This is a genomic window from Nostoc sp. (assembly GCF_036917675.1).
Classification (GTDB): domain Bacteria; phylum Cyanobacteriota; class Cyanobacteriia; order Cyanobacteriales; family Nostocaceae; genus Nostoc.
In genome coordinates, this window is sequence record NZ_JBALCT010000037.1 from 71010 (window position 1) to 87228 (window position 16219).

Annotated in this window: 18 protein-coding genes; 14 read left to right on the forward strand and 4 right to left on the reverse strand. The window is 40.8% G+C overall.

Annotated elements, in window-relative coordinates; translation table 11 throughout:
* Position 1 precedes the first annotated feature (1 nt).
* The gene (locus V7K31_RS12775) at positions 2–793 is read left to right on the forward strand and encodes an ABC transporter ATP-binding protein (protein WP_335094708.1); all 792 of its coding nucleotides are present in this window, start codon (positions 2–4) and stop codon (positions 791–793) included.
* A 20-nt stretch (positions 794–813) separates the two neighbouring features.
* Here V7K31_RS12775 and V7K31_RS12780 read toward each other — a convergent pair whose 3' ends face one another.
* Complete coding sequence (locus V7K31_RS12780) at positions 814–936, reverse strand: hypothetical protein (RefSeq protein WP_335094709.1); 123 nt, start codon at positions 934–936, stop codon at positions 814–816.
* A 28-nt stretch (positions 937–964) separates the two neighbouring features.
* Positions 965–1816, reverse strand: coding sequence for an Rpn family recombination-promoting nuclease/putative transposase (locus tag V7K31_RS12785; RefSeq protein WP_335094751.1), 852 nt, complete (start codon positions 1814–1816; stop codon positions 965–967).
* A gap of 187 nt (positions 1817–2003) precedes the next feature.
* On the opposite strand from V7K31_RS12785, the gene V7K31_RS12790 reads away from it, so the two are divergent.
* The 13 genes from V7K31_RS12790 (at position 2004) to V7K31_RS12850 (ending at position 15421) form a co-directional block, all read left to right on the forward strand.
* The gene (locus tag V7K31_RS12790; protein ID WP_335094710.1) at positions 2004–2735 is read left to right on the forward strand and encodes an ABC transporter ATP-binding protein; all 732 of its coding nucleotides are present in this window, start codon (positions 2004–2006) and stop codon (positions 2733–2735) included.
* Positions 2736–2769: 34 nt separating this feature from the next.
* Entirely contained in the window at positions 2770–3333 is a 564-nt protein-coding gene (locus V7K31_RS12795; RefSeq protein ID WP_335094711.1) for a Uma2 family endonuclease, read from the forward strand.
* 71 nt (positions 3334–3404) lie between these two features.
* Positions 3405–4454 carry an endonuclease NucS domain-containing protein gene (locus V7K31_RS12800; protein WP_335094712.1) on the forward strand — a complete coding sequence of 350 codons (1050 nt, stop codon included), beginning with the start codon at positions 3405–3407 and terminating at the stop codon, positions 4452–4454.
* Positions 4455–4615: 161 nt separating this feature from the next.
* Entirely contained in the window at positions 4616–5263 is a 648-nt protein-coding gene (locus tag V7K31_RS12805) for a histidine phosphatase family protein (protein WP_335094713.1), read from the forward strand.
* A gap of 84 nt (positions 5264–5347) precedes the next feature.
* Positions 5348–6373, forward strand: coding sequence for a glucokinase (locus V7K31_RS12810; RefSeq protein WP_335094714.1), 1026 nt, complete (start codon positions 5348–5350; stop codon positions 6371–6373).
* Between the two features lie 45 nt (positions 6374–6418).
* Positions 6419–7021 carry a hypothetical protein gene (locus tag V7K31_RS12815; protein WP_335094715.1) on the forward strand — a complete coding sequence of 201 codons (603 nt, stop codon included), beginning with the start codon at positions 6419–6421 and terminating at the stop codon, positions 7019–7021.
* 959 nt (positions 7022–7980) lie between these two features.
* Positions 7981–8271, forward strand: a complete 291-nt coding sequence (locus V7K31_RS12820) for a DUF1816 domain-containing protein (RefSeq protein ID WP_335094716.1) — start codon at positions 7981–7983, stop codon at positions 8269–8271.
* A 159-nt stretch (positions 8272–8430) separates the two neighbouring features.
* Positions 8431–10743 carry an NACHT domain-containing protein gene (locus tag V7K31_RS12825; RefSeq protein WP_335094717.1) on the forward strand — a complete coding sequence of 771 codons (2313 nt, stop codon included), beginning with the start codon at positions 8431–8433 and terminating at the stop codon, positions 10741–10743.
* Between the two features lie 264 nt (positions 10744–11007).
* Complete coding sequence (locus V7K31_RS12830; protein WP_335094718.1) at positions 11008–11262, forward strand: DUF7219 family protein; 255 nt, start codon at positions 11008–11010, stop codon at positions 11260–11262.
* Between the two features lie 174 nt (positions 11263–11436).
* Complete coding sequence (locus tag V7K31_RS12835; protein ID WP_335094719.1) at positions 11437–11892, forward strand: response regulator; 456 nt, start codon at positions 11437–11439, stop codon at positions 11890–11892.
* Between the two features lie 616 nt (positions 11893–12508).
* A complete protein-coding gene (locus V7K31_RS12840; RefSeq protein ID WP_335094720.1) occupies positions 12509–12673 on the forward strand; it encodes a hypothetical protein in 165 nt (54 codons plus the stop codon).
* Positions 12674–12716: 43 nt separating this feature from the next.
* Positions 12717–14186, forward strand: a complete 1470-nt coding sequence (locus V7K31_RS12845) for an efflux RND transporter periplasmic adaptor subunit (protein WP_335094721.1) — start codon at positions 12717–12719, stop codon at positions 14184–14186.
* 17 nt (positions 14187–14203) lie between these two features.
* A complete protein-coding gene (locus tag V7K31_RS12850; RefSeq protein ID WP_335094722.1) occupies positions 14204–15421 on the forward strand; it encodes an ABC transporter permease in 1218 nt (405 codons plus the stop codon).
* 123 nt (positions 15422–15544) lie between these two features.
* On the opposite strand, the gene V7K31_RS12855 is transcribed toward V7K31_RS12850, so the two are convergent.
* The gene (locus tag V7K31_RS12855; protein ID WP_335094723.1) at positions 15545–15808 is read right to left on the reverse strand and encodes a FeoA family protein; all 264 of its coding nucleotides are present in this window, start codon (positions 15806–15808) and stop codon (positions 15545–15547) included.
* A 104-nt stretch (positions 15809–15912) separates the two neighbouring features.
* A complete protein-coding gene (locus V7K31_RS12860) occupies positions 15913–16212 on the reverse strand; it encodes a 2Fe-2S iron-sulfur cluster-binding protein (protein ID WP_335094724.1) in 300 nt (99 codons plus the stop codon).
* Between the last annotated feature and the right edge of the window lie 7 nt (positions 16213–16219).

Sequence of the window (16219 nt, forward strand, 5' to 3'; positions counted from 1 at the left end):
AATGTCATACAATATTCCAGCAACCAATAGCAGTATTGTTTTAGAAGCAAGAGCATTAACTCGCCGCTTTGGTGGTCTAGTGGCGGTAAATAATGTATCTTTTAGTGTAAATAAACATGAGATTTTTGGACTGATTGGCCCTAATGGTGCTGGCAAAACAACACTGTTTAATTTGATTACTGCTTTCATTCCACCTTCTAGCGGTCAATTAATTTATCAAGGTGCAGAAATTTTCCAGCTGCGTCCTCATCAAATTGCTGCTTTAGGTATCGCCCGTACCTTCCAAAATATCCGCTTGTTTGGGGAATTATCGGCGTTAGAAAATGTGATAATTGCCCGACATTTACATACTAAAAGTAATATGATTACAGGAGTTTTAGGATTACCACCAGCGCCTAGTGAAGAATTGAAAACTAAGCAAAAAGCTTTAGATTTATTAGATTTGGTGGGATTGAGCGATCGCGCTGACGAAAAAGCCAAAAACTTTGCTTACGGCGATCAGCGTCGGTTAGAAATTGCCCGCGCTTTAGCATTAAAACCGCAAATCTTACTTCTCGACGAACCGGCGGCGGGGATGAACCCCAACGAAAAGCAGCAATTGAGTGCATTTATTCGCAGCCTGCGCGATCGCTTCAATTTGACGATCATCCTCATTGAACACCATGTACCCTTAGTTATGGGTTTGTGCGATCGCATTGCCGTTTTAGATTTTGGTCAATTAATCGCATTGGGTGAACCAGCAGTTGTCAGAAATGACCCGGCTGTAATTGAAGCATATTTGGGAAATGAATGATATCTAACTATCTGCTTAAATTACAAAACCTGTTGTAGTTCCTCAATACTATTTACTGTTACAAGGTTCCGTAAAATTATCTTCAAACGCTCTATATCATTAATTTCCGTGATTTGTGGCATTAACTGTTGGAGGTATCCCATATCCAATTACCTGGAAAATTTGAATAATTTAGGCAGATATAATTGTGATAAATTCTTCTAAAGAACTCACAGCCATCGCGCTATCCATTAAATTTTCTAATTTTTCCACACTCTCGCCCTCAAGTCTTGCTTCCACTTCATGGGGAATTTCGCCAAAGCGTCGTCGCAATACTCGGATTAACTGCTGTCGCGTACCCAACTGAAGACCTAGCTGAATACCTCTTTGCTCAATTTCTTGATACCAAGGCGATTCTCGCAATACTGCCATATCCCACCTCATGATTTGTTGCACTAAAGGCGTGTCTAACACAAAGCTAGCAAAAAATGCCAGCAACGATTCTAGCTGGTTCAACTCTACATCTGCTCGTAGCGCCTGTAATGCGCGTTGCACAACTGATACCTCTCCCCCTCCTCGCAGGATTGGCACAAAGGGTAACAATGATGGGAGTGGTTGCTGAAACACTATTTCCGCATCGATTTCCCACAAATTAATCACGCGATAATCTTGGATGGCACGTAATCCTAAAAATTCCTGCTCGTAACTACTGACAATAGTTACGGTGGATGGGGGCGGTAAGATGTTAACGAGTACTGGGTAGGTTGGCAGTCCGTAGCGCTCTTGTGCTAGGGCTGCATAAGCTCTTATGCGTAGAGGTATATGGGCTGTGTAACGCAACTGTAACTCGTTAAGTACCAGAAAATCCCCGTGAGTAGTGCTGTATGCCTTCACCAAAACATCTGTTTCGCGGCTAATCCAGTGAAATTCAGAGCCAATAATTTCTTTCGCTACGACTTCAGGACGCTGTGTCACCCATTGTACCCATGCATCGGGAGCTAAATTAATTAGTCGTTTGCTACCAATATCTGCTGCTTTTGCCACAGGATGCTTGATATCCTTATCAGTAATTAATGGTCTACCACAAAAGATTACAGTATTCTGGCGTTGGTTTTTAAGTTGAAGCAATATCTACAACGGGCTATCCGGCATCGCACTGTTTTAGGAAACGAATGATTGATGTATGTTAGGTTTTGAATCAACATTCAAGATTTATGGATGTAAACCGCCAATGAACGCCGATAGTAAACCAAATTATACAATTCTAGAACTTCAGGGACTTGATGTTAATTATGGCGGTATCCAAGCTCTGAAAAAGATTAATTTAATTATTCAAAAAGGTGAGGTAGTTACTCTAATTGGTGCCAATGGTGCTGGAAAAACTACTACACTCCGCGCCATATCTAAAGTAGTTAATCCTAAGAGTGGCGTAATTATCTATAATGGACATAATATTACCCGCCGCCAAACTCACGAGGTTGTAAAACTTGGTATTGCCCATTGTCCTGAAGGACGCAGAGTATTAGCGCGGCAAACAGTGTTTGATAACTTACTTTTGGGTGCTTATATTCGCTCCAATCAAGCAGAGATAAAAGCAGATATTCAGCGCCAATTTGAGCTATTTCCACGCTTGTCACAAAGACGCAATCAACTAGCAGGAACCCTCAGTGGTGGTGAACAACAAATGTTAGCGATCGCGCGGGCTGTAATGAGTAAACCACAACTGTTACTTTTAGATGAGCCTAGCTTAGGTTTAGCACCTGCGATCGTTCGGGAAATCTTCTCAATTATTGAAAATCTCCGGGCTACAGGGGTGACTATTCTGTTAGTTGAACAAAACGCTAATCTGGCGCTACAAATTGCCGATCGCGGTTATGTTTTAGAAGCTGGTTCTATAACTTTAACAGGTGCAGCATCAGAATTAATTAGTGATGAGCGAGTTAAAAAGGCTTATTTAGGGTAATTAATTAAATTAAAATTTTGCGAGGTACAAACACATGGTAAAATCATCAACTAAACCCCTAATTTTAGAAGAGTTTTTGAAGATACCAGAAACAAAGCCTAGCTCAGAATACATCAATGGTCAAATTATTCAAAAGCCAATGCCTCAAGGAAAGCATAGCATATTACGAGGTGAGCTACTTAGTGCTATCAATGAAGTCGTTGAAAGTCGAAAAATTGCCCTTGCATTTCCAGAACTACGCTGTACATTTGGCGGACGATCAATTGTCCCTGATGTAGCTGTGTTTGCTTGGGAACGGATTCCCATAGATGAACGTGGGGATGTGGCAAATGTTTTTAAGACACATCCAGACTGGACAATTGAGATTCTTTCGCCAGATCAAAGCCAGACTAAAGTAACCGGAAATATTCTACATTGTCTAAAACATGGTAGTCGTTTAGGTTGGCTGATTGATCCAGGCGATCGTTCTGTTTTAGTCTATCCACCAAAGCAGCAACCAGAACTTTTACAAGAAGAACAAGAAATATTACCAGTTCCCGATTTAGTTAGCGGCTTTCAGTTAACTGTAGGGCAACTATTTGGATGGTTGAAGTTGTAAATATATATAAAGATTTATATCTAGCTTTGGGAATACTAAAGGTAGTAATTTACTGAAGTTAGAGTGAGATAATGGATTTCGTGAATTTAATAAAAACGGGTAATAGTTGGAAATTTGCGACTGAAGCTGATTTAGAAGATTTTGTCTGGGTGAATTTAAAGGAACTTTTCGGATTAATTCCTCTAAAGCGACAATATTATGTTAAAGGTCAGATTTGCGATATTTTAGCATTGAATGAGAAGAAACAGTTAGTAGTGCTGGAATTGAAAAATGGTGAAGACAGATATATTATTCAGCAACTAACTCGATATTATGAAGCTTTACTTGAAAATAAGCCCTTCCAAGAAGAGGTAGATTATGGACAAGATATTAGCTTGATAGCAATTAAACCTAATTTTCATCGAGATAATTTTACAGATAGAAAGTACAACCATCTGTCAATTAAATTTATCAGGTTTGAAATTTTGACATATGATGAAAGATTTTATCTACATTTAAGAGATATCGATAATCAAAAAGTTTCAGAGTTAGAAATTCATTACCAAGAAAACAACATTTCTATTGAGGATCTTCCTGAGCAACCAAAAGCACTTCATAAAATTTTTAGTTTTTGTAATCATCAGCAACAAGAACAGTTAATAAATATCCGGCATAAAATTCTTATATTTGATAGACGTATGCAAGAAATTTCTGTCCCTGGAAGTATTAAATATGGAAAATCAACAAGTTTTTTTTGTGCTGAAATTTGTTCCGATAGCAAGGGACAACCAGTGATATTTCTATGGTTGCCTTTATCTTCTGATAGTAAAAGAATTGGGAGAATGAAAATTTGGACAGATTGGGAAAATTATACCTTAATTCAAGGCCATATACCAAAAGGAATTCGTACAAAAGCAATTACCAAAACTGAAAAACAGCGTCAAAGGGGAGTTGAAATGAAAATATTATGGAGTCATTCAGAAGGTATAAGCTACAAAATAGGTAGTAAGCAAGTGAGTGAAACGGAATACATCAACGAGGACAAAAAACGACATCAAGAGTATCAAAATGCTATTAAATCTCGAAAAACTTTGAATGAACTAGTCGATATTGCTTTAGAGATTTGGCTAAAAAGACTTTAAGTAAAACTACACTGATGCCATCGATAACTTTTCCTAATCATTTATATTATTAAATATTATTACGATTTTTGTCATAATATATTAATATTTGTAGCCCTCCTTGCAGATGTCTGTATTTGTTTACCGGCAAATTAATTCTATGCACTGGAATAATTAAACCCATGAGTCAAATAGTCTGGATAGCAAGACACGCTAACCGCATCGACTTCGTAAACCCTGATTGGTTTCTCACCGCCGAACGACGCTACGATCCACACTTGTCTGAGGATGGTATGGTGCAGGCACAACAGTTAGCTAAACGATTGAAAAGAGAAAATATTGGCCATATTTTCGCTTCTCCCTTCCTGCGAACCGTACAAACGGCAAACGCAATTGCAGAACTTCTGAATTTACCGATTAAATTGGAAACAGGTTTGAGTGAATGGCTAAATCCAGTTTGGATGACAGAAGAACCCGAAAGACTCTCAACTCCAGCATTAGCGCAGCTATTCCCCAGAATTGACACCAGCTATACTTCGCGCATCGCCGCTAAATTTCCTGAAACTCACGAAAAAGTGCGAGAACGTTCTGGGCAAACTGCCAGATGTTTAGCTACTGAGTTCTTCCCAGAGGATATCCTGCTAGTAGCACATGGCGCATCTGTGTTGGGGGCAGCAATGGGGCTAGTGGGGGAAATTGCCAAAACAGAAGTTAAAGCTTCTTTATGTTCCCTTGTAAAAGTGGTACGCCAGGAACCAAAATGGTTATTAGAATTAACGGGAGATACTTCCCATTTAACCCACATAGAAGAAGTTATTCGATTTGCTTAAATCCCTAATAGGGATTTTCAATCATAGATTTCCCTATTTTGGGTATATCCTACAAAAAAAGTAATTAATTCACCAATAAGTTCTATGACTTTATTACTAGCAGGGGACATCGGCGGTACGAAAACTATTCTGCAATTGGTTGAAACATCAGACTCAACAAGTTTACATACTATTTATCAGGAAAGTTTCCACAGTGGCGATTTTCCCGATTTAGTACCAATTGTGCAGGAGTTTTTGGTTAAAGCTAATACACCAATACCACATAAGGCTTGTTTTGCGATCGCAGGTCCGGTTGTCGAAAATACAGCCAAGCTAACCAATTTGGCTTGGTTCTTGGATACCGAACGTCTAGAACAAGAATTGGGTATCCCGCACGTTTCTTTGATTAACGACTTCGCCGCCGTTGGCTATGGCATTTCAGGTTTAGAAAAAGACGACTTGCTGACGTTGCAAGTTGGCAAATCCGCAGACGATGCCCCCGTTGCCATTATTGGTGCTGGTACTGGCTTAGGACAAGGATTTTTAATTAAACAGGGAAACTACTATCAAGTCTTTCCCTCAGAAGGTGGACACACTGACTTTGCTCCCCGAACCGAGTTAGAGTTTCAATTGTTGAAATACCTGCTGGATAAACATGATATCCAGCGCGTTTCTGTAGAACGAGTGGTTTCTGGAATGGGAATTGTAGCAATTTACCAATTTTTGCGCGATCGCAAATTTGCCACTGAATCACCAGATATTGCCAAAATCGTCAGAACTTGGGAACAAGAAGCGGGACAGGAAGAGAAAAGCGTTGATCCCGGTGCTGTCATTGGTACCGCTGCACTCCAAAAACGCGATCGCCTCTGTGAACAAACTTTGCAATTATTTATAGAGGCTTATGGTGCAGAAGCCGGGAATCTGGCCCTGAAACTCCTACCTTACGGTGGCTTATACATCGCTGGTGGAATTGCACCCAAAATCCTGCCGTTAATCCAAAACAGTGGTTTCTTATTAAATTTCACCCAAAAAGGTAGGATGCGCCCCCTGCTCGAAGATATACCCGTGTATATTATCCTCAACTCCCAAGTGGGGCTAATTGGTGCTGCTTTATGTGCTGTTAGGTTATAACAGCTAGCATCATCAGTGAGATCAGCATCTCGAAAAGTCAAAAATATGACAATTAAAACTCTGCTGCCATTAATCGCCGCTACTTTTGTCTGTGGTGGGAGTTTTGTGGTGGAAGCGCGTCAATCCAAACCTCCAAAGGCTGTTGTCAAACCAACCGTTTCTCAACCCGCACAGCCAAAATGGAAATTATTCACCGCTCCAGATGGGCGCTTTACTGTTTTGATGCCGGGAAGCCCCAACAGAAATACCCAATCCCAAAAAACTTACATGGGGAAAATTAACTTAGAAATATTTGTTGCTCAACCACCAAAACAGCAAGTAGCATATCTAGTTACTTACAATGATTTTCCTTATAGTTACGGTCAAATGGCTGACCCCCAAGCTGTACTTAATAATGCGCGGGATATGGCTTTAAAGACTACGAAAAGTCATTTAATTAGTCAACGAAATATTCGTAGTTCCAATAATCATCCTGGCAAAGAAATTGAGTACATCAATTCTGGAGGTAAAATCACTAAAAGTAGAATGTATGTTGCTGAAGGACGATTGTATCAAGTAATGGCAATAACTACAAAAAAACAGCAGAAAACATTAGCTAGAACTATTACGGGGTATTTAAATTCCTTCCATGTAGTTTTGAAAAAGTGAAATAATTAAAACCTTTACTATATTAGCCTTGCAATCAATTGCAGGGCTAATACAGCGTTTTTCAGGTAAATGAGGTACACAGGTAGGGGCACAACAATGTTGTGCCCTGACAATAGACTTCTTGCATAAATCAAAAATTAAGAACCCCACCCCTTAATCCCCTCCCCGCTCTTCGGGAGGGGAGACGAAGCATAGCTTTGGCTCTTTGGGGTTCTTCGGGTTTAATAAGTAAGCGGACATGATATCAAAGTCTCTCGACCCTTGCCTAACGGCAGGCTGACGCCAACGGGGAGAGGAATGGAAGCGGGGTAAAAAGCCATGTCACAAAACGAGAATCAAGACTTATATATTTTTTTTTCTTCGTATGAAAAGACCCTGCCATTTCCAACTGCTAAATTCTGCTGTATTCTAAATTATTTAATTTTTCTAGCTCAGATTATACAACTTATACGCTACTCAAACGCTTGCTCAAACATGATTTCTAACACTAGCATGTCATACTAAAAATAATTCCCAAATTACACACAACCAAGTGAAATAAATGGCTGATATTACTAGATACTGCCGTTAACGCTGGATCTGTTGACACCTTAGAGGATGCAATTAAGGCTGCCAATCTGATAGTGGGCAATTAGGTCTGTTTTAACAATTTAGGCTTTGAAAATGAAACATTCATTAACGAGTCAAGAAAATTTGATTATTGGTTGCAGCTAAGATCATATATCTACAGAAATCAGTTAATCTATGAAGGGAAAATATACTTGTCTTTGCTGTTCAAATTCTTTACTCCGTCACGTCCGTTCGGGAGCAGTTTACTGGCGCTGTAGTTACTGCTATCAGGAAATGCCAGTTCAGGAAATGACACCCGCAAAAATAAAGAATGTCTTGATATCGGACTGTACTTTAATCTGTGAGCAAAAATTTATTTAATCAAGTTTAATTAATTATTGGTAGGTTTCATGAATTTATTTCAATCTAATCAGCCAGAGTTTGCCTGGTGGGTAGAAATTAACACTACTGTTCCGCGTTGTACTTATTACTTTGGCCCTTTTGATAGTGAAAAAGAGGCACAACTTTCTAGAAGTGGCTACGTCGAAGACTTATATCAGGAAGAAGCCAGAGACATCATTGCATTAGTGAAGCAATGTCAGCCTGAGATCCTAACGATTTTTCAGGATGAAGCAAAACCTATATTACCAAAACTTTTTGAAGTCTTGCCAAAGCTTGATATGTATAATATAGGGGTATAAAGTTTGATTTAGTTACAAAAGTTGAAAAAATTGAGAGTATAGTCTGCCAACTTGTATAATTTTAAATGTGTAAAATGGTGCGATCGCAAAAAAAGCAATAAAATTACAGAGATTAATGAAAGTCTAAGTTCATGATTTGAGGAGCAGGGTTTTTGTCCTATGGTCAAGCGATCGCTCCAGATATCACTCACTGGCATTCAAGAGGCTAAAAGAGCATTTGCTCGCAAAGGCTGGACACAAGATAATCTAGCTCTTGAAGTTAACCTCAAGACTAGACAACCAATTTGGCGGTTTTTCAGTGGTCGTCCGGTTGAGCGTCATACTTTTATTGAAATTTGTTCGGTGTTGTCACTGAATTGGCGCGAGATTGCTACCAATCCGCCGGCAGAATTCGCTGAACGAGGAGAATACACCCAGCCCTCTGTCCTGGATATTGATACATTAGTGCAAAAAGTGCGATCGCAACGCTTCGACAAAATTCAAGATCAGTGTGGTATTTTACAATTATTGGATATCAACCGTCCGGTTGCGATCGATAATATATATATAGATGTGAATATTTTGGAGGAGATTGCAAGTCTTCAGTACTTAGAAATCACGAAACTGCAAAAAATTGATCCCAAAGAATTTGACCGTTTTGGCTTAGGTGAGGCTCACCAGAACCAGATACCTGGTACACAGGCAGTTGAAACATACTCCAAGCTCAGGGTGCTAGGCAAACCAGGGATAGGTAAAACCACCTTTTTGCAACATCTCGCCATTCAGTGTAACCAAGGCGCATTTGCGGCGAATCAAGTTCCTATCTTCATCACACTAAGAAACTTTGCCCAAGAGTCTAAAGTCACCAACGAGTTCAGCCTATTAAAGTACATCCGCCAGGAGTTTCACACATCTAAAATTTCCGAGCCATCAGTCATCGAAACCTTGCTTAGTGCAGGCAGAGTGTTACTGTTGCTTGATGGCATGGATGAAGTTCTTAACCAACAAAGCAATGCTGTCTTAAGCGAAATTCGGAGATTTTCAGAGAAGTATCACAAAAATCAGTTGGTGGCCACCTGTCGAACAGCAGTTCAAAAGTTCAGACTCCGAGGCTTTACCGATGTTGAGATTGCCCCATTTACCTTAGAACAAATCCGAGCCTTCGCTCAAAAATGGTTTGTGGCCTTTACCAAAACCAACACTCAAGATGGTCTGGCGCAGTCCGTTCAGTTTATTCAGAAATTGGAGTTAGATGAAAACTGGGAATTTCGCCAACTCGTCGTCACACCCCTATTTCTGCATCTTGCCTGCTGGGTGTTTCACGGTCAAGAAAAATTTCCGACTAAGCGGACTGACTTTTATAAACAAGGTCTAGACCTTGTGTTAGGCAAATGGGATGAAGCCAGAGGCATTGAACGAGATGAAGTTTACCGAGGCTTTTTATTACCACAAAAGCTCAAGTTATTGAGTCAGATTGCAGCAGCGACATTTGAGCAAGGTCAGTACTTTTTTGAGCAGCGCATCGTTGAGCAATACATTGGTGACTATATTCAGAACCTGACCGACGTACCAATGGATGTAGAGGAATTGCAAATAGAAAGCGAAGCGGCGCTGAAGGCAATCGAGGCTCAACATGGGCTACTGGCAGAACGGGCGCGGGGAATTTTCTCCTTCTCCTATCTGGCGTTTCAAGAATATTTAACTGCGAGAAAAATCGTTGCCAGCCATAACCTACAGGCATTTGAGCAAGCTCTGAGAGGGCTGGTCAGTCATATCACTGACCCGCACTGGCGCGAAATCTTCTTGTTAACGGCTACCATGCTTCGGAGTGCAGACGAGCTGGTACTGTTGATGAAGCAACAGATTGATACACTGGTTGCTCAAGACCCTTATTTACAAGAATTTTTGACGTGGGCTAGCCAAAAATCTCGCACTATTACCACCCAAACAAAAGATGCGACAGTTCGAGCATTTTACCTTGCCTTGAGTCGGACTCCTCACATAGCTTCTCACTTTGCCCTAGCCAGCAGCCTTGACCAAGGGATGTTTCTGGATGTAGCATTAGATAACCTGATACTAGAGTGTGCAATTGATGGGAACCAGGACTTTGCCCACATCCACGCCTGTGGAGAAGCTATGAGCAACATTCTGGGCATTGTTCTGGATGTTGGACTCTATAAATCCTTGCAACAACTCTCTGACCAATTGCCAAATTCTCGTCAAAGTGAAGAACGGTTTGGGCGATGGGGGCAGACGAACTATTCAGCTTGGGCTGAACAATTAAAGATAACGGTGAATAATTATCGCAATATTAACCATGAGTGGCAGTTTAGCCCTGAACAACAGCAAGTACTGCAACGCTACTACGATGCCAATCAGCTACTACTCGATTGCCTACATAGCAATTCGGAAGTGACGGCTGCTATCAGACATGAAATTGAAGCCACCTTATTGTTGCCGATAAAGGAACTTGAGGATAGGGAATGGCAATAATTATTTTAGTTAATTTATCAAAGAGGTTTGGATTGCAAAAATGATTTTGACTAAATTTTGTGTCGTAGTTAATCAACTCACTCACCAAATCAAACAACACCAAGTTTATAGTAGAAAAATAGAACTATTCAAGTGATTCTCTCCGACTTTTGATTCTACAACTTGGTTATTTAGCGCCTTTGAAATCAACTTGGGTTACTATATCTAAGGGGAATCCGCCAACCTACTGTCAAAAATCTGGATTTTCGTTACCAGGGTTTTTATATGGATGACTACAATCAGGTTGATAAAAATAATTTCCTCTATCAGCGCTATCAATACCTGGGTGAATTCACACCCCAGAATCTTGTATTTAATGCTAATCTTCAGGAATTTTCTCAAAGGGTCTGTTACATCTGCAATCTACAGAGTAGAGGAAAACTTTCTCCCCAAGAGTCCTACGAGGAGATTGAGGGACTCTGGCAGGAGTTAACACAGAGCTTTAAGGCACTAGGAATTGAGAAAAATCCAACTAGGTGATTTCTTCTGAGAACTCAAACAACACCCACTCATAGTACAGCAACAGAACCGAGTAATTGTAGCCATCTAGTGGTTCTCTGCACTTTTTATTTGACCTATCTGGTTGTCTCGTCCCCTTAAACTACGGATTTTTTAGCCCACTTTGCACTTAAAGCCCTAATCGCAGGTCTTATTATGAATTTAATCAATGACTTTTGCTTGAGAGTTGGGATACTCAAAGGTGTACAAGTACTCGTTGTAGATAACGATCGCGATAGTAGAGATTTGTACGCGTTATTACTCAAAGACCTAAGTGCAGATGTGATCACTACTGGTTCTATAAAAGAAGCTTTAGAAATCCTGAGTTCTTTCACGCCCAACATCCTCGTCTGTGAAATTAGGTTCTTAGGTGAAAGTATTTATACATTGCTAAATACATTGAGTGCCATGGAAGCAGACAATGGCAAGCATATTCCAATCATTGTGACTTCAACATCTACCAAAGGTACTCATGACCAAATTCCAGAGGTAGAGTTTGAAGAATATCTACTTAAACCATTCGACCTTGACAAATTTGTTTCCCTGATTACGAATCAAGTACAGTCAGGTGTGCTGGAAAGTTTTCGCCGGGATCAACTAGTTTTACACTAGTACAGCACGGCGTAAATAAGCAGACCATTAAAAGCTATGAAAATTTGGCTGCTGGGAAGACTTAAAAATGGTATGTGTATTTACGCCACACGGTAAGTAGGTAGGCGTAATTAAATATTTATATCAAACCTCACCCTCAATCCCTCTCCAAAGTATCCCAGAGGGAAGCCGGAGGCAGGGTGAGGTTTTATATTTAATTTGACCCACTTACTTACTATAGGAATCCGGTTTGATTTCTGAAAATATGCGTAGAATGTGTTAGCAAGGAGAGTACGGCATCAAACCCGTGATAATAGTGCGTTACGAACTCCGTTCTAACACACTCTACAATACCTAATTTCGTTCAAAAATCAAATAGTAATCCTATAGTTGATAGCGAAATATTTATTCTTGAAAAACAACTCGCAGCTTACAAACAACAAAAACGCGACTTAATGCAACAGCTATTAACATACAGCAGATTGCAACAAGCGCCTCTGTACAGATTGTTGTGCCCCTACCTGTATACCTCATTTACCTGAAAAACGCTCTAAATAGCCAGCCTTACTTTAAATTCATCATTCAGCAGAATTCTCAACTTCTCCCAAGGTAGGCAAACTCCCGGTACAGTACAGCAGTGGCTAAAGTCACCCATTTAGGTGAAGACATACAGATATTTAATGCTTATTATGAAGGAAGATTAAGCAACTATGAAGCTAATTATGCGTGTAGTTGTGAGTTTACTAATAAAAATTTAATCCAAAAGTTTGAAAAAAACCTTATTCCTGCACTTGCCCTCTAGCTGAGGACTACTCGCATAAAACAATATTCATAGGCTTATAGATATGGCTACGCACATAGAAATTCCTGTTATAGGCAAAATTAAGTATCCATTACGCTGGCTGATGGGGCTGATAGCAGGGGGTGCCTTGGTTGTTGGTACAGTCACAGCCTACACCCTGGTAAATCAAGGGAGAAAAGAAGACATTGCTCAATTAACTGTGCCAGTGGCAGCGCAAAACGTGACTTTGCGGATTACAGCTAGTGGCAAAGTCGTGCCAGTTCAGAGTGTAAATATTAGTCCGAAGAACCCCGGAGTGCTGTCGCAATTATATGTGGAACAAGGCGATCGCATTCAACGAGGGCAAATTCTCGCCCGCATGGATAGTGCCGGCATTGAAGCCCAAAGGAGCCAGTACCGTGCTAACTTAGCCCAAAGTCAAGCACAACTAGCCGAAGCCGTTGCTGGTAGTCGTCCTCAAGAAATTGCTCAAGCTAGGGCGCGATTAGCACAATCTCAAGCCCAGTTAGCCGCAGCCCGTGCTGGTAATCGTCCCCAAGAGGTTGCTCAATCTCAATCCCAAGTGGATGCGGCTCAAGCAAAGGTGAATTACGCAAGTCAACAGGTAAAGCGTTATCAATACCTATATAAAGAGGGAGCAGAGACAAAACAATTACTCGATCAAGCTATCAGCGACGACAAAAGTGCTAGAGCCAATTTAGAAGAAGCTAAAAAACGCTTTTCGTTAGTCCAAAGTGGCACTCGGACTGAGGAAATCGATCAACGCCAAGCAGCTGTGAATGAAGCACGGGCAGCATTGGTACTCTTGGAAGATGGCACCCGTTCTGAGGAAATTGTCCAGCGTCAAGCAGCTGTTGCCTCTGCTGAGGCTCAATTGAAGGGTGTGCAAGTGCAGTTGGAAGATACAATTATTCGCGCTCCTCTTTCGGGAATTGTGACGCAAAAGTATGCCGAACCAGGTGCGTTTGTCACACCCACAACTTCTGCTTCTACTAGTGCCTCAGCAACCTCCAGTTCAATTGTCGCTGTAGCACGCGGTTTAGAAATATTAGCTCAAGTTCCGGAAGCGGATCTTAGCAGAATTAAACCGGGACAGCAGGTGGAAATTGTCGCCGATGCCTATCCCGATCAAGTTTTTAAAAGTCATGTGCGCCTGATTGCTCCAGAAGCAGTGTTGGAACAAGGTGTGACATCCTTCCAGGTGCGGGTTGCTCTCGATACTGGCATAGATAAACTGCGTTCTGGCTTAAATGTGGATCTGACTTTTTTGGGCGATCGCGTCAATAATGCCTTAGTATTACCAACAGTGTCAATCGTCACCGAAAAGGGTAAAACTGGCGTACTTGTACCAGATGCAAAGAATAAACCCCAATTCCGCGAAGTTACAATTGGGGCGCAAATTCAAGAGCAAACTCAGATTTTAGAGGGAGTTAAAGAAGGCGATCGCATTTTTGTGAATCCACCCAAAGACTACAAAATCGAAAAGGCAAAACAACAAAAGAATAATTCCTAATTCGTAATTATTAAGACATGAATTTTTTAGAAAGTGTCCAAATGGCGGGTAAAACCCTGCTATCAAATAAGCTGCGTAGTGCCCTCACCATGCTGGGTATAGTTATTGGTAACGCCTCAGTAATTGGCATGATTGGTATTGGCGAAAGTGGACAAAAGTACGTGAATAAACAGCTGGAGTCATTAGGGCCAAATGTGCTGTTTGTGATTCCAGGTAATCAAGAAACTCAGCGTATCAAGCTTGAAGTGCCAAAAACTCTGGTATTGCAAGATGCCGATGCGATCGCCTCTCAGGTACCAACAGTAGTAGGAGTTGCGCCAGAATTAAATGGAAGACAGGTAGTTACATACCGCAACAAAAACACCAATATCAACATAATTGGCACAACTCCCAGTTTCCTGTCGGTGCGGGATTTTGAAACTGCTAGAGGCAGGTTTTTCTCTGAGATAGACATCAAGCGAAGTAACCAAGTTGTTGTGCTAGGTGCAGACTTGGCAGAAAAACTATTCGGTAATAGTAACGCTGTCGGTCAGCAATTGCGACTTGGAAATACCAGCTTTCAAGTGATTGGGACATTAACAGCCAAAGGTTCCAGCGTGGGAGCAGATTATGATAATGCTGCTTTAATACCGATTACGACTTCCGCAAACCGACTTGTGGGAAAGAATTCTCCCTATGGTATCGCCTTAGATTATCTCGTCGCTGCCGCTCGTGATTCCGAGAGTGTGGATGCAGCAGAATTTCAAATTACTAATTTGTTGCGTCTACGGCACAAAATTAATGGTGAAGATGACTTTACTCTTCGCTCTCAAAAGGATGCTTTGCAAACTGTCGGTCAAATTACAGGCGCATTGACAATTATGTTAGCAGCGATCGCCGGAATATCGCTGTTTGTCGGCGGCATTGGCATTATGAATATTATGCTTGTCTCCGTCACCGAACGCACTCAAGAAATCGGATTGAGAAAAGCGATCGGGGCAACTGAGCAAGATATTTTGCTACAGTTCATCATTGAAGCAGTGATTGTTTCCGCAGCTGGCGGTTTAGTTGGGACTGCGGTTGGTGTTAGTGGCATCCTATTAGTGGGAGCCTTGACTCCTTTAGAAGCAAGTCTTTCTCCTGTAGCGATTAGTATGGCAGTTAGTGTCTCTGCTGGTATTGGTTTATTCTTTGGCGTCGTTCCCGCACGTCGCGCTGCTAAACTCGACCCGATTGTAGCTTTGAGAAGTGCTTAGTGATAAGAATTAAATAACATACAATTTATTTTTGAATTGTTAAGTCCCTGGCTTACCTCACCCTCAATACCTCTCCTTATAAAGGAGAGGTATCGTGAGACTGGATGAGGTTTTGCATTTTATTTAATCCACGTTCCTTAGAACAATAATGCGGACATAAATAGCACGAATACTTTCTATATCTAGTGCTAAAGATGTATTTTCTAATTTAATAATTAATGAGGGAAAGTGTTGTTCTAAAGTGATACTAATTCCTGGTGTTACGCCCATTAATCTCAGTTTTCTCAAGATTGTTTCATCCTGATTTTTGCCGAAAGTGACGATTCCTCGTTCTCCCGTTTTCAATAATTGTAATGAACAGGCAGTCACACTAAAGCGGGTAAACATTGAGGTGATAAATTAGGAATTCTGAAGGGAAGAATGAGGTATATTTTCATTCTTCATCCTTCATCTTTTATTTGGTCGCCAAAAGCAGCTACCAAAGTAATACTTTAGACGAGATACGCTTCTTGATGTGTCTTAATTGTGCAATTAGAACGAGGATAAGTGACACAAAGTAGAGCGAATCCTTTAGAAATCTGTTCGTCATCTAGGAAGTTTTGATCTTCTTGATTAATTTCACCTTCAACAACCTTGCCAACACAGCTAGAGCAAGAACCTGCTTGACAAGAGGCTGGCAACTCAATACCATTTTCTTCTGCTGCATCTAAAATGGTAGTCTCTTCATCAACTTCAATTGTGGTGTCGATGTCTTCTTTTTTGTTGATTAATCTAACTTGATAGGAAGCCATTTTCTGA